Annotated in this window: 14 protein-coding genes; 1 reads left to right on the forward strand and 13 read right to left on the reverse strand. The window is 42.6% G+C overall.

All coding sequences use genetic code 11. The features are described from left to right. Window positions 1–287: 287 nt before the first annotated feature. The 8 genes from CLHUN_RS13350 to CLHUN_RS13380 form a co-directional block, all read right to left on the reverse strand. Window positions 288–731, reverse strand: coding sequence for a hypothetical protein (locus CLHUN_RS13350; protein ID WP_080065134.1), 444 nt, complete (start codon window positions 729–731; stop codon window positions 288–290). 4 nt (window positions 732–735) lie between these two features. Further along, window positions 736–2,481 carry a hypothetical protein gene (locus CLHUN_RS22365; RefSeq protein WP_242656515.1) on the reverse strand — a complete coding sequence of 582 codons (1,746 nt, stop codon included), beginning with the start codon at window positions 2,479–2,481 and terminating at the stop codon, window positions 736–738. A gap of 52 nt (window positions 2,482–2,533) precedes the next feature. Further along, window positions 2,534–2,833 carry an eCIS core domain-containing protein gene (locus tag CLHUN_RS22565; RefSeq protein WP_242656516.1) on the reverse strand — a complete coding sequence of 100 codons (300 nt, stop codon included), beginning with the start codon at window positions 2,831–2,833 and terminating at the stop codon, window positions 2,534–2,536. A gap of 794 nt (window positions 2,834–3,627) precedes the next feature. Continuing rightward, complete coding sequence (locus CLHUN_RS22370; RefSeq protein ID WP_080065135.1) at window positions 3,628–4,494, reverse strand: hypothetical protein; 867 nt, start codon at window positions 4,492–4,494, stop codon at window positions 3,628–3,630. A 16-nt stretch (window positions 4,495–4,510) separates the two neighbouring features. Beyond that, window positions 4,511–5,599 (reverse strand): ABC transporter substrate-binding protein, encoded by a 1,089-nt coding sequence (locus CLHUN_RS13365; protein ID WP_080065136.1) that lies wholly within the window; start codon window positions 5,597–5,599, stop codon window positions 4,511–4,513. 55 nt (window positions 5,600–5,654) lie between these two features. Then, a complete protein-coding gene (locus CLHUN_RS13370) occupies window positions 5,655–7,253 on the reverse strand; it encodes a rhodanese-like domain-containing protein (protein ID WP_080065137.1) in 1,599 nt (532 codons plus the stop codon). Between the two features lie 18 nt (window positions 7,254–7,271). After that, complete coding sequence (locus tag CLHUN_RS13375; RefSeq protein ID WP_080065138.1) at window positions 7,272–8,108, reverse strand: ABC transporter permease; 837 nt, start codon at window positions 8,106–8,108, stop codon at window positions 7,272–7,274. A gap of 20 nt (window positions 8,109–8,128) precedes the next feature. Then, window positions 8,129–8,944: an ABC transporter ATP-binding protein gene (locus CLHUN_RS13380; RefSeq protein WP_080065139.1), complete on the reverse strand. Its 816-nt coding sequence runs from the start codon at window positions 8,942–8,944 to the stop codon at window positions 8,129–8,131. 225 nt (window positions 8,945–9,169) lie between these two features. Between CLHUN_RS13380 and CLHUN_RS13385 the strand changes: the two genes are divergently transcribed. After that, window positions 9,170–10,201: a LacI family DNA-binding transcriptional regulator gene (locus CLHUN_RS13385; protein WP_080065140.1), complete on the forward strand. Its 1,032-nt coding sequence runs from the start codon at window positions 9,170–9,172 to the stop codon at window positions 10,199–10,201. A gap of 175 nt (window positions 10,202–10,376) precedes the next feature. On the opposite strand, the gene CLHUN_RS13390 is transcribed toward CLHUN_RS13385, so the two are convergent. The 5 genes from CLHUN_RS13390 to CLHUN_RS13405 all read right to left on the reverse strand — a co-directional run bounded on the left by CLHUN_RS13390 (window position 10,377) and on the right by CLHUN_RS13405 (window position 14,706). Next, window positions 10,377–10,991 carry a hypothetical protein gene (locus CLHUN_RS13390; RefSeq protein ID WP_080065141.1) on the reverse strand — a complete coding sequence of 205 codons (615 nt, stop codon included), beginning with the start codon at window positions 10,989–10,991 and terminating at the stop codon, window positions 10,377–10,379. A gap of 36 nt (window positions 10,992–11,027) precedes the next feature. Then, on the reverse strand, window positions 11,028–12,467 hold the full coding sequence (locus CLHUN_RS13395) for a serine hydrolase domain-containing protein (RefSeq protein ID WP_165755751.1): 1,440 nt from the start codon (window positions 12,465–12,467) through the stop codon (window positions 11,028–11,030). Continuing rightward, window positions 12,464–14,206, reverse strand: a complete 1,743-nt coding sequence (locus CLHUN_RS13400; RefSeq protein ID WP_165755752.1) for an effector binding domain-containing protein — start codon at window positions 14,204–14,206, stop codon at window positions 12,464–12,466. The genes CLHUN_RS13395 and CLHUN_RS13400 overlap by 4 nt, the downstream gene beginning before the upstream one ends. A gap of 291 nt (window positions 14,207–14,497) precedes the next feature. Then, window positions 14,498–14,584 carry a hypothetical protein gene (locus tag CLHUN_RS22915; RefSeq protein WP_422785063.1) on the reverse strand — a complete coding sequence of 29 codons (87 nt, stop codon included), beginning with the start codon at window positions 14,582–14,584 and terminating at the stop codon, window positions 14,498–14,500. Beyond that, window positions 14,581–14,706 (reverse strand): hypothetical protein, encoded by a 126-nt coding sequence (locus CLHUN_RS13405; protein ID WP_340148339.1) that lies wholly within the window; start codon window positions 14,704–14,706, stop codon window positions 14,581–14,583. Before CLHUN_RS13405 ends, CLHUN_RS22915 begins: the two co-directional genes overlap by 4 nt. Window positions 14,707–14,744: the final 38 nt, after the last annotated feature.

Raw genomic sequence — 14,744 nt, forward strand, 5'->3', positions numbered from 1 at the left:
AGAACCTCTGTCTGTATGAGGACATTATATCATCGTCCTGATGGACGTTGATAACATCAAAGTAAAGGGAGGAATTTTGCCAATATTATTGCATTTATCCCTTGACTAATACTATAGCAGGTTAAAGGCGGGTGCACCTTTGAGCACCGCACCCGCCAGTTCACATCGGTCGGCAATGCCGACCGCTTAGGGCTTTAAGCAAACAGAGTCTGTTTATCTTTAGGTAGCTGTGATTACTATAAAATCAGCTAAATCCCAGCTTTTTAAGATGTCTGCTATAATGAAAATCATTCATTCAGTATTACTTCAAATATAATATCATCAAAGTTCTCATCTGGGTGAGAGTCATTGCACTTATACCTTCTAGTATTTCCATGTAATTCAAGAATCATTGCTGCGCCGTTTAGCCATGCATCAACTCGGCCACTACCTGTATCCCAAGCATTCCATATCATCAACTGTGATTTTTTTGAGGTTCCCTCAAAAGGAATATCTCCTTTAACGTCATCTGCCCATATGATGAAGTCATTTCCTTCACATGCATTAATAGTCATCGAACCGTCTACTCTTATGCGTATTCCTTGTTTCCATTCTGAATTAGTTGATATGATTCTCAAATAACCAGAAAATTTCTTTTTAACTGGAATTCGGTCAATTCTAATAAGTTCTAAATCTTTATATTTAATTGGAGTTCCTTTAGCATTCATAAAATCTTTATCAAAACTTGGCATTAATCTACCTCCCTGTTTTCCTGTATGGGTCAATTAATTGATGTTCATCTGGCCATACAGGCCTTAAATTTTCATAATTATTAATATTTGGTAAATTTGACCTCTGAGGAATTATGTGGTGTAATTCCATTGATTCCATCTTTCCGGTCAATTCATTAAACCTTTGTGGAGCTAACCCTTTCTGCATTCTTGCAATATTCTCAGGAGAATAATTCTTAGGGGTATTAAATGCTTCATTTTTCCAATATCTTTGCCTTACAGCACTCCAAGAAGGCTGATTTCCTGCCTTTGTCAGGTTATCAATTGGATCACCGACTTTCCATCCTTTTGCAACATTACTCCCCGCACCCTTAGCAGTATTATCCGCTCCCTTACCAACCTCACTTGCTCCCACATCAGATGTTTTCTTCACTGGCGTTTCAGTTACAACTGCTTTTTTTACCGGTGCCTCTGTTACAACTGTTTTCTTTACCGGCGTTTCTGTCACTGCTGCTTTCTTTACTGGCGTTTCTGTCACTGCTGCTTTCTTTACTGGCGTTTCTGTCACTGCTGCTTTCTTTACTGGCGTTTCTGTCACTGCTGCTTTCTTTACTGGCATTTCTGGGGCAACTGCATTCTTTACCTTTGTAAAAACCTCATCTGCTTTTTTACAAATTGTATCAATGCCATTTCCTATCTTTTTTGCAAAAGAAATTATCTTTTCAATTCCTTTACTTCCAGCTATTAACTTCACCAGCTTAGAATCTGCAGCTGCTTTTATTCCTTCAGGAACCTTACGAAGAATTCCTTTCAAGTCTTCCAGGTAACCACTCAATTTAGAAATAACCTTATTAGCACCGCCTAAGAATTTAACCAAAAATTCTATGGCGTCCGTAACTATTTTACTAAACTTTCCGGCCTTTCCAACTTTCGAAGCCTTAGATATAGCTTTAATCGGCGCTGCAATAGCAGAGCCTGCCATTGGAATCAAAGCTATCCCTGAAAATATTGCTCCCAACCAATCCTTGCGGACTATACTTATTCCGACATTTACTCCGTCGGCTATATCACCCACGCCGGGAACAAAGCCTACAACATCAATAACAGTCTGAATTCCATCCAATACATCATCCGTATCAATATTGCCCTGTTTAGTATCTTCAGCAGCTTCCTTTGTTTTATTACTTTTATTGCTACTTTCTAATTTCTTTTTATTAGCTCGCTCATTCTCTTCTTTTATTCTGATTGTCTTATTTTCTTTTTCCTTCTTTAAAGCATTATATGTAGCCTTGTCGAGTTTTCCGGTAGGATCAACACCCTGCATATATTTAACCTGTGCTAAAGCCTGGGTTGGAGCATTTTGCTTTAAGCCGTTATAGGTATCCTTACAGGTTTTTTGGAATTTTAGCAATGCATTATATGTTTCTCCACCAGGACTCCATTTGCCATCAGCTCCACGCTTTGAAAGCTTATACCCTATATCCCGGAGCATGTCCTGAGCTTCCATAACATATCTGTTATATTCACCTGCTCTTATGCTCCAACTATAGCCGGAATTCTTTTCATGAGTATTTTCCTTTGCTGTTCTCATTGCCTCTTCTTGTGATATTCTCTGTATAGTCTTACTTTCCTGCATCATTTGAAAAGATTTTTCCAATTTTACCGTTTTTGACGTACTACTTGTTGAACCCTCTTTTTCAGCCCTATTCCCCATAACATCAGCTTCTTTTTCAAGACCTGCATCATCATTAACAAGTTCCCCTGTTTTCATCTGTAAGGTGGGTCTGACTATTCCCTGCTTCTGCTGTACCGCATGCCAGCCCTCATGAGGGAGATACTTTTCCTGTCCTGGGGGCTATATGAATATCATTTCCCTTTGTATATGCCAATGCCCCCACCTGCTGCGGTTTATCAGAGTTCTGATGCACTTTTACATCGGATAAATCAACACCTGATAGTTTTTCAAGCCCTGCTCTTAAATTACCTGGAATTCCCGATCCTGGAGCAGCATTGCTTACATCCTGCTTTACCATCTGTATCGGATTCTTGGTATTGCTATCCTGTAAGCTCATATCCTCTGTCTTACCATCAGACTTACTTTCAAGCTTTGGTTTTTCTGCCAAAGGAGGGTTCATTCCTTGAAGCTTTCTCTGCTGTTTACGTTTCTTCCCTTCCTCCCTTGCTAGTGATGCCTGCCTGAAGCCGGCTCTGGCTTTTTTACCAGCATCTTGGTCATCATGGTTTACTCACTCCTAAAATTCTTCCAGCCTCTGTTATATTAAGTAAATTTCAGAAGTGGTTTAACAGCCAAATCATTAAAAATTTTCACTTTATAAATTGCTAAATTCTGCTTTAACTCGTACTGCTTATGCCCCTGTGCCAAGAAAAGGCCAGTTTCTCGTTATAGAAAAACATAGCCCTATAAATTTTGCCTGCTACCGAAATGATTCGGTTACCTTTTGCTCTTTATAAAAAACAAGACACCGGGATTTTGTATTCTGATGCCTTTGGATTTTCCTCTATGAAATTTATGGTTTCTGGGGTGTCATCTAAAAAATCTGTCATCTATGAGAAGCCCCAAAAATCCGGGTCAAAAAACGCACTTTTTTGTCCAGATTTTTGCTTAATTTTTGCTCCAAAACCACAACATATTGTGGTCAAACCCTATTTTATGCCCTTCAAACAACTATTTGTCATCAGAATTACCGTCTCAACGTGCTTTGAGTGGGCAAAAAAGATGCCGTATCACTCTGGAGGTTTACACAAAATCTGAAACGGTCTCTTTTCGAAATAATAAATTCTTTAAAGACAATCCAGGTTTTGCCTTTCTGGCTCCAACTCTATAGAAAAAAAGGCTGCCCTCAAAATTTTACTTTGATGTGCGCCCCTTTGTATTTTTGTTAATGTTGCAAAGATATTAAAATGAACCGACAGGACATGAAGAAATACATGCGCGTTTACAAAGCCCATAAGCTCCTTCACACTTGAGATGGTCAAATTTAGCCATTTTCTGCTTGACACCGGACGCTTCAAATTCAAATACATCCCCAAATGCTTTCGCGCAACAGCTATCAATGCATTTAGAACATTTTTCTCCGAGGCAGCTTGAAATATTCGTCAGTTCATCGGCAATAAGCGGGGCACGGGTGATAATGGTCGTAAATCTGTTTCGTGGTCCCCAATTTGGCGTTAAAAGAAGATTGTTAAGTCCAAATGATCCAAGCCCTGCCGCAACGGCGGCATGACGATGTGAAAATTGCCCTATTCCTTTTACATTTCTCGGATAGTCTTTGTCAACATTCATTTGCCATGAAAATGTAGTGCCATATGTGGTAGGCATTACAAGGCTTTTATAGCCTTCATTCTCCAAAAATGCTCCGGCATAGATGCTCAGAATCTGTATTTCCATATTAAGTGCTTCATGAGCACTCCTGAGGTTTACTTGATTTTGCAGAGCGAGCCTTGGATTGTAAATCCTTTTTATACCATCTTTGCCTACATAAATGTCCTCATCGGTTACTATTTCCGAATCTTTCATTTCATAGTTCGCATAGTCCGCAACTCCATCAAGAATGGGTAGTCCCAAAACTACCACCGCGTTTGCGTCAGAAATAAAATCCCTCGGACCATGCCCTTTCGGCGAGTTTTCAAACCTGTCTATGGAAGCGACGCCGACTATTCCTATCCCGGAACTTCTTTCATTGATTATAAGCTTCAACTTATTTGTAAGCTCTTTACGCTCAAATAAGGGTATGTCCGTCCTGCTTGATTTTCTGGTTCCCATGTTCAATTCACCCGACCTATTTATTAAAATAAGGATTATACTCGTTAGTATATATATCTGAAGGACTGATAGCACTTGTATCGGTCGTAGTATTATTTTTCATAAAATCGAGCCAAAACTTAATACCGCTATCTTTCCAAAGCCCATGATCCACAAGCTTATAAGGTTTCCAATATTTTGCAAGCTCCGGATTCGCACCGCGCTTTTCAAAAATCTTTGCAACGACTTTGCGTGCTTCGTCAGGATGCGCCTGAACATACTCATCAGATTTTATCAAAGCGGAAACTAATTTTTTTGCAGCAATAGGGTGTTCTTTAAGCACATCTGTATTTATGATATAGCCCCAGCCCATGCTCGATAGTTCAGGGTCTATTGCGTCATACATCGTAGTCAGACTTTCCGCCACACCGTTTTCTATCATTTTATCGGCAATAGGTGAGCCGTCTACGGCAGCAACTGCCTGTCCGCTTTCTACAACCTGTTCATGCTGGGCTGCCGGGACTACAATTATATCCACATCATTAATGGAAAGACCTGCTTTATTCAAATATAAGTGCAGGAAAAATTCCATCATCGCTCCGCGTGCCGATAAAGCAATGGTCTTACCTTTTAAATCTTCAGGGGCCTTAATATCGCTGCCCTTTTTCACCAATATATTATAACCGGGGTTCTCTTCGTGAGCTATTGCCGGTCCGCCATATATTACTCTTATCGGGGTTTTTGTCTTCACAGCGTTTATAAATGCGGGAATCGCTGCGCTGCCAATGTCCGCGCTGCCGTTAGAAATAGCCTGGATAACCGCTGCGCCCCCTCCGGCAATTCCTTCAACCTCTTCAACGTTTACACCCTCAGCTTTAAAATATCCCATTTCCAGCGCAAAGTCATAGGGATAAATGTCGCTCACATTGTTTATTATATAACGAAGCGTTACATCGTCTGTTTCCGGGAGCTCCTTGGCTGCGGCGCCTTCAGACGCTTTTGCTGTTGCCTCGTTACTTGCGGGTGGGGTTGATTGAGAGTTTTCGGTGGTTTGTTGCGAGCAGCCCGGCAGGAAAATACTGATAACGATTGCTGCCATAATGCTTGCTATAAGTTTCTTTCTCATAATTTTTCTCCTTTTTATACTTTTTCATTTATTTGTGACTAAGCAAGTTGCCCCTTCAAATTAATCCTCGTTGTTTAAAATAATCCATATATTCAGGAAGATGAATTAAGTTTTCTTCCCATTCAAAATATGCGGCAGCCTCCTTGTCTCCGTACTCCGAAAGACGTATTTCACGGTCGTCAATTATCTGCCCGTCAGTTCCCTCGACTAGAGTGAAGCCGGCATCTGACCAAGTTGTAACCCCGCCCTCCAAAACATTGATGTTTTTGTAACCTAAAGACTTTAAAGTCGCTGCCGCAAAAACTGATTGACTGAAATTCTCCGCTGTTACAACTAAAATTGTTTCTTTATCGGAAACAATTAAGGAAATCCGCTCCTCAATCCGCGCCCTCGGAACCCATTTGGCGTTTGGCATATGCCCTTTGGCGTATGCCCTGCCGTTGCCGACATCAATTATTACAGACTGTTTATTGCTTTCTATGACCAGTGCGATCTTTTCAGCGTTTGACGTATGTATTTCCGCCTTTGCCTCTTCGTAATTTAATAAAATTTTATCCGCAATCGCTTTTTCTGCTTTAAACCCTTTTTGCAACCACAAATTCATTCCGCCACGAAGTACATACACTTTCGGAATACCCATTTGCTTGTACCAATATGCGGATACCCCCGATCTTGTACCGTTATCGCAGATGAACACGATAGTCGCGTTATGTACTACCATCAAATCATCGGTATTCTGTATCGTTTGACCCCCGGGAAAATGGATAGCTCCGGGTATATGATTCAAAATAAACTCATCCCTGGTTCGGACATCAATTAGATAAAGAGTCTCTTTATCGGAACGGTCGATTAATGTTTTTAACGAATCGGGTTCTATAAGGGGTATGCTTTCTTTTTCTATGAGGGTATTAACCTGCGTTTCGGCTTGCCGTTTGCTTTCTTCAGTAGCAGGCGGAGCACAGGGCACCGGCTTTTTAAGATTAAATCCCGCAAGTTTCCAGTTAAGCGTACCATTAAGAAGGTCATAAACAGGCGGAAACCCGAGAAGCTTTACCGTTGTGGACGCTATAAACCCCCGCGTACGTCCGGCGCAAGTAAAAACTATCTTCTTTCCCTCTTTAAAATAGTCGTGTACTTTCAATACCAGCTCAACACCGGGAATATTTACGGCGCCGGGTATGCTGCCGGTAATCATGACTTCTTCTTCGGGACGCACCTCTATGACTACATAATCGTCATCGCTCCGAAGCATTTCATCCAGTCCTTGGGGGGTAACCGTTGTAACGGTTTTTCGGAGTTCACCTACTATCTCGCCAAAAGCCTTGCTAAAGACATGCTCTCCTGTGACTACCGGGTATCCGGCGTTTTTCCAAGCCTCAATTCCGTCATCAAGCACGGAAACATTTGTATATCCGCCTTTTATTAAAGTTTGCGCGGCAAGCATAGCGCGTTTTTCTTCATTGCTATATAAAATCACATTTGTAGTTTTTACAGGTACAACTACCGGTATTTTTTCCTCCAATAAATATCTTGGGATATGCGATGACATAAATATTTGTGAATCTATATACTCTTTACGGTCCCTAACATCAATCAGTGCATAAACTTCATCACTGTCTATCAATTTTTTTACATATTCCGCTGATACTTTCACATTCCCACTCCTTTTTGATTATTGGTTTCCTACTGTGGGCTTCCAGAATGTCAACCGCTTTTCAACTGAAACTAAAAGCTGATTAATAATTATTCCTATTACGGCTATAGTTAATATCGTTGCGTACATTTGTCCGATTTGGAAGTTATATTGCGAATTAATAACGCGGAAACCCAATCCCGCCCGGGCTCCAAGCATTTCAGCCGCGACAAGTGAAATAACGGAAGATCCCGCTCCCAGCCGCACTCCTGTCATTATTGACGGTACACTATCAGGCAATATTACAGTAAACAGTATAGCAATATTTTTCCCGCCCATAGAGCGCGATGCCTTTATTAAAAGAGGGTCAACATTCATAACGCCATTAATCGTGTTTAGAAGGATTGCCCAAACAGATACCCAAAATACAATAACTATTTTTGAAGGTTCGCCTACACCGAAAAATATAATAAATACAGGGAATAATGCCATAGATGGAATCTGTCTGCAAAAATGAATAAAAGGCGAAACATAATCAGAGAAAATCTTAGAATAACCCATCGCCACGCCTATCGGTATGCCAAAAAAGAGTGCGCAGCTAAAACCTGTTAAAGTACGCCGCAGGCTTATAAATATATCCGGTTCAAGCTTGCCTGAAAGCATTAAATCAAACCATGTGGCTACGACTTCTGAAAATGGAGGAAGAAGATAGGGCTTTATAATATTAAACGTCGGAAGTACCTGCCAAAGAACAATCACGAACAAGAGCAGCGCGGAGTTTTTGAATATCCTATATGCTGCTGCACCAAAACTCTTCCCGGATCCTGCTTGGACAATCACCTCGATTGAATCTTTCTTTTTGCCTTTAATTTGCATCGTGAATGAACTCCTTTATATCAAATACCGCTCCCATTAGCTTCTTGGGAAGGCAAAACAGACACATCGTGCAGGGCAGCCGTTATATCGCGAAAAAGCTGCATATACTCCATTGTCATCCTTACGCCGTTTCTTGGCCGTCTTAAATTGATCGGAAAAATCCGCTTTATTTCGCCCGGCGCCGGTGAAAGAACCACAACCCTGTCTGACAGGTAAATTGCTTCGTCAATACTATGCGTTACAAAAACAATTGTCTTTTGTGTAGTTGACCAAATATTCAGCAGTTCGTCCTGCAAAACTTCACGGGTTTGGGCATCAAGAGCGCCAAAAGGTTCATCCATAAGGAGGATTTGAGGATCGTATGCAAGAGCGCGCGCTATAGCTACTCTTTGCTTCATACCTCCCGACAGCTCGTTCGGCCTGTAGTTCACAAATTTCTCAAGTCCTACCAAATTAATGTATTTTTCGCTTATCTCACGCCTCATGTTTTTAGGTACTTTCTGTAACTCAAGACCGTATTCCACATTTTTGCGTACAGTTCTCCAAGGAAACAAAGCATATCCCTGCATAACGATACCTCGTTTAGAATCAGGACCGACAACCGCTTCACCGTCAATACAGACAGTACCCGCGCTTTGCGCCGAAAGTCCCGCAAGTATATCCAGAAGGGTGGATTTGCCGCAGCCGCTGGGACCTAATACCGATATAAACTCAGATTCATAGATGTCAAAGTTAATGTCATTTAATGCGGTAAACTGACCGGTTATTTTATTGTCTGTTTTTAATAGAAAGTCTTTTCTTAAACCCGATACGGATATCTTCACATTGTTTTGCATGGGCGCAAATACACCTCCTTTTTTAATTTATACTAAATCTATATGATTAGTATAGAATGATTATATATTACTCATTTTTGTTTTTCAATAAGTATTTACGCAACCGATTTCCTACCGCGTTGATTTTTTGCGGAATAAGACGTATACTAATCACAGGACAAGCTTTGGGGAAGCACGGCAAGGGGCTTGCAATCCGCAAAAATTTAATAAGGATGGAACATAATAATGACGTTAAAAGAAATCGCCGCACTGGCGGGGGTCCATCCATCCACTGTGTCACGCATTATAAATTCCCCCAACAATAACTTCGCAACAAAGGAACTGCGTGACCGAGTTTGGGCTATCATCAAGGAAACCGGCTACACTCCTTTGCCATATGCAAGGGCTTTGGGACAGAGAAAGGCCAGTGGGCAGCCACAGGAGAGGGAAGCCATTGTGTGCATATTGGGCAGGCGGGTAAGGTCGATTGATGATAACCCGTTTTTCGCGCAAGTCTTTCGGGCAGCGGCCCAGCAGGCCCTTACGATGGGGTATACATTAATCGACTATTGCTATCATATTGACAAGGCAATTTTAGATTGGGATCCGCAGAATAGGGAAAAGCGACCTCTGGGCGCGATCCTTTTGGGGCGCTTTGACGATGCCAAAGCCTTTACGAAGCTGGAGGCCAAGTATAAAAATCTGGTATTCGTCGGTCGTAATGTAATCGGCACAGGCTGGGATCAGGTTCTTTACAGCGGATATGAGGCTGCAAAGCTGGCGATGGAGTATTTAATTTTAAATGGGCACAGGAGGATTGGATACATCGGGGAAACTGACGGCGAAGCAAGATACCATGCTTATTTAGACTGCGTGACCGCGAACGGACTGGAGGTTAACCCCAAGCTGATAACCACCTGCGGACACAACAGCAGCGAGGAGGGGTACGAAGCCGCCGGGGCACTGCTCCGGAAAGCAGAGGATTTACCAACCGCCATTCTTTGCGGCTCTGATGTGACGGCTGCGGCCGTGATACATCGATTATATGACGCCGATATAAAGATACCGGCACAAATTTCCGTTATGGGAATGGACAATCTGGAGATAGCTGAAAAAACCTCCCCAATGCTCACCACTATCTCAATGCCCACAGCCGAAATGGGGCATATGGCGGCTCAACTGCTGATCGGACGTATTAATAAGCTCCACAACCTGCCCCTTAAGCTATTTTTGCCGCACAGCCTTGTTGTAAGGGAAAGTGTGGCCAACATAAACTGATTGACAGCATCGAGATTTTTGCGTTTTAATACTGATAGCACTATAATATATTGTTTGGCGTCCGATTTCTTAGGAAACACTGATATAATCAATATTTTACTATCAGGGATAATTTTACATTTTTATCTGACACCGAAATGTTTCGGTCATAATGTCTGTTTTACAGTGTCTGTTCTCAGCCCCTGTATTCCAGCATTTTCTCAAGAACCGAATAGGAGTTTTTGTTCTTTGTCCTGGCCTCCGGAGTATTCTCATATTCCATTCTCACAGCCAGATAGTAATTATCTCCCGGGAATCCCCTGTCCAGCAGGTACTTTATCTTGCTGACAGGCAAGGCAAAAATATGGGTTTCCTTCTGGCCTTCCGTCATGGACAGCACCCTTTCATCCATGCTTACATCCAGCCCGTGTTTTTTTACCACAGCGTCCAAAGGCTCAAAAACACCTTGATTTTTATATAAGTCCAGGGTATTGCCATCAATCAATATCAACTGTACTCCATCCGATGAAAATTCAACATCCACACGGGGCCCAATGAGGGGTATGAAGTCCATGTATCTTTTATTGTCCCCGTCAACATCCTTTATAACATTTTCAAAATAACTGTTCATTTCTTCGATCACGGCTTCGCCCACTTCCCTGCCGTCTGTAACATATCCCACCTGTATATCGGGGCTGGGAGTGCCGCCCGGTACAACAATTATCACAAAAACAGCTATTACAAGAAGGATTATTGCCGCCAGAACATGATTCTTATGATAATACCAGAAATTTGACAACTTGCTGAGCATATTTTTCTACCTCTTTCCCATATTTCACAGTATTCTTCAAGCCTCTGCCGTACCTGTCGCGGCACCTGCTTCCACGCCATCAGAACCTGATTTGATTTTTACATGAAGCTTATCTTTTTCAAACCTGAAAATGTATCTGAAATTGCTGTTTGAGCTGAGCATCTTCTTATCCATGACAAAGGTGCCGGAATTTTCCCAAAAGCCTTTGCAGCAATCCCTCATTGAGTACCTGTACACATTATCCAGGCCTATGCTGCTTTCATAATTCTTCCCGTACATTTTGACAAGCAGCTTGCATTCCTGTACTTCATCAAAATAAAATGTGAAACTCTCCTCGGCTATTGTTGGCTCCATATGATAGGTGATTCCGCTGATGCGGGAGGCTGTCCCGGGCAAAGGCCGTGGTTTTTCCGGCTCCGGCGGAGACGCCATGTCCTTTGTAAGGCTCACAAGCTGCTCCTGTGCCGACGAAAGCTTCGCCTTATCGCCATCTCCGTGAAACCTGGCAGCAGGAATCAAATAAGTTTCCATGAGGGTTTCGTGAAGCTGGAGCTGCTGCGGCAGCAGGGAACCCGAAATTGCAACCACCATTGAATACTTTGGCAAAACAAATAATGAATTTCCCTGGAGACTTTTTACGCAGTAGCCTCCAAACCTGTTCATATTCCAGACATAACCGCAGCCATAAAAGCTCCAGGGGCCATTCGGAGTATCCATACGCTTACGGGTGGAGGCCTCAATCCATTTCTCCGAGATAATTTGCTCTCCCTTCCACCTGCCCTTTTGAAGATATAACTGCCCAATTTTTGCCACATCCTTCAAACTCAGACACAGTCCATAAAAACCCACGGCTATGTTCTGACTGTCTTCCGCCCATTGCGGCGCCTCTATTCCCAGCGGCCTGAACAGCTTTTCCAGTGCAAATGACGGTACGGGCATTCCCACAGCCTTCTGCAGGATGGCACTTAAAAGATGTATCCCTCCCATGTTGTGGCTATATCTGCTTCCAGGCTCATGGGACATGGGCCTTTCCAGAATGAAGCCAACCTGGCTGTCAGCTCTCCAGAGTTGATATAATGAATTGCTCTCGCTAAAAACAGTATCGTTCCACTCAAAGCCGGAGGACATTTCCAGGAGATTTTCCACAGTTATTTTACTTTTCTCCCTGTCCGTTGCTCCTTTTTCATTAAAAAAATCAGGAAAGAATCGGGATATTTCCTCAGATGCACTGTCAATACAGCCCTGGTCGATTGCGATTCCGATCAGAGCCGATATGACGGCCATGGTGCAGTTCTGCATATCATATCGTACCTCCCTGTGGTGGGGGTAATTATACGCTTCTGCTGCCACCGCTCCGTTTCTTAAAATGACAATACCATTTATGCCTATATTGCTCTCCTTTATGTACCTGATTAAGGAGTGCAGCTTATGTGTATTCATATGCGGCATTTGGGAAGCCGCTTCATCAATTATCATTTTACAGCCTCCTTGAGCTTCACAGGTATACATACTTTTATAACCGAATCCACACAGCCTATTTTTCCTATAATTTCATTTTCTCCTATCAATACATATGGCCTGAAGTCATAAGTGTATTCCGATGCCGGCAGCCAGGTTCCGTATGCATATTCGTTGATTTCCAGAACCTTGTAGGGAAAGGGCCCTCCCCTTACCGGAAAAACCGCATAAGTTCCGCCGGGAAGTACCTGGGCAGTCATTCCATCCGGAATATACTCGAAGCTGTCAACTTCCTCTCCTGTAATGTAGGTATAATACTCTCCCTCGTGCCTGCAGGTAATCCCATACCTTATACCGGGGCTTGTACGGCATGGAATATGTTCTGACAGGCCCTGGTCAAAATACAGGTTTTCAAGCGCTGGAATCTGCCTGCCGCTAAGTCCGTCCCTGTCCGTGGTCCGGGTTTCAACGCCTATTAGCTTTCTCTCCCTGAGCTGCATAATTTCAGGCAGGATAAAAGTATTCGGCGCATACAGGCTTCTGGCACGAATGAGAGCAATCTGAAATATTACCTGGAAAAGAGTTTTATACGGCTGCCCGATCACTTCAATCTCCCGTGACCATATATGCTTTATGGCCATGTCAAGAGCTCTGTCCAGAAGCCAGTTTCTGCTGTCCAGGGCGTCGTAATCCGTCATGGCCAGGAACAAACCTGCCAGCACCTGCCGCTTGACCGCATTGTTGACAATGCGTATCACATTGTAGGCAACCCTTCCCTCTTTTTCATATATTTCACCAACGGCTTTCAGCAAATACTCCGGGGTATATTGGGGCAGTTCCAGTTCCAGTACCTCTGCAACTGCTTTTACGTTCTCATTGTTCAGCTTGCCGGAAAAATCCAATATTTCCAGACCTTTTACAAGTACGGCCATTGCAAGCTTGAGTTCCAGTTGCCCAATCCGGTCTTGCTGATCCGCCTCCATATCTGAGACAATTGCATCGAACAAATTCCGGACCACTTCCTTATAAGTCACATCTGTCATCTGCCCGCCTTCTGAATTCAGCAAAATCTCTGCTATCTTGGTCTTAATGTTTCCCGCAATGGTATGTGTGTTATATATCTCATTCAGCTTCCTGCCTCCCGGCAAAATAACCTTGTTCAGTTCAAAAAACCTTCTGTGGTTTATAAAGAAGTTTTCAAGTATGTCCGCATCCTCCTGTCCTAAAATGAAGGGAAGATACAGTGCGTTAAAATCCTCCGATCTTGACAGCTTCAATATTTCAAGGTCCTTGTCGGACAATATGGACATTTTCTCAGGCAGGGTTTCCTGCACAGCCTGGCCGGTTTCTCCCAGGCTTTTAATTGATATAAGCCCGCTTAATAACCCAATGCTGTCAATTTTGTCATCCGGCTGCCTGCTGCACTCCTCCAGAAATTCCCTGAGTATTTCAATGCAGTTGTTAAATACCAGCGCTTTCTTTTCCAGGTTCTTAAGCCTGTTTCTGATTATATTTACGATGTTCTCTTTCTTTCCCGACGAAGTGATGATGGCTGCAATTTCCTTAAGAGAGAAACCCATACCTTTAAACAGCAGTATTTGAGACAGCCTTTGAGATTCATCCTCTCCATATATCCTGTAATTGGATTCCATGTCCCTGCTGCTCTCCAGCAAGCCTATATTTTCGTAATGGCGTATCGCCCGCGCCGATATGTTATGTTTCTGGGCCAGTTGCCCCACTGTCAGCCTGGTTTCCATACATCCTCCAAGTTCCGGCAAAAACATAAATCCCTGAGTTTTTGCCCCCATTTACCTTAATACCCATTATATAGGTTGTCATTACGTCAATGTCAATATGGAACAGAAAAATATTTTGGATTTTTACAGTGTGGGGTACCGGTGGTCTGTAACATTTAAATCACCACTGATAAGTTTAATGCCCAGCATGGTATGAAGCTTATAGCGTCTAATAGATGCACAAAAAAGGCAGCTCCCCCTTTTGAGGTGACCACCCTGACGTGTCTAAGTTATGAGGACAGGCTTTTACACCTACCCCTGATTTGAAAATCGTGGCAAAATTTGCAATTTTTCTTCAAGCTTAATATGTGGAATTTCAATGCTTTGTCTTGATGTCATGTGAACATAGCCCTGTCCATATTTTTAGCTATTTCATAAACCTTTAGTAGTTTTTCTGCTTCAAATTGACCGCCTACAGTTTTTATTCCAAGTGAAAATTTATTTTTATCAACCTGACACATAACGCCGTTTCTTTTTAAGCGCTTTTAAATCCATCTTT

It is taken from the genome of Ruminiclostridium hungatei, from assembly GCF_002051585.1.
Lineage (GTDB): Bacteria > Bacillota > Clostridia > Acetivibrionales > DSM-1351 > Ruminiclostridium > Ruminiclostridium hungatei.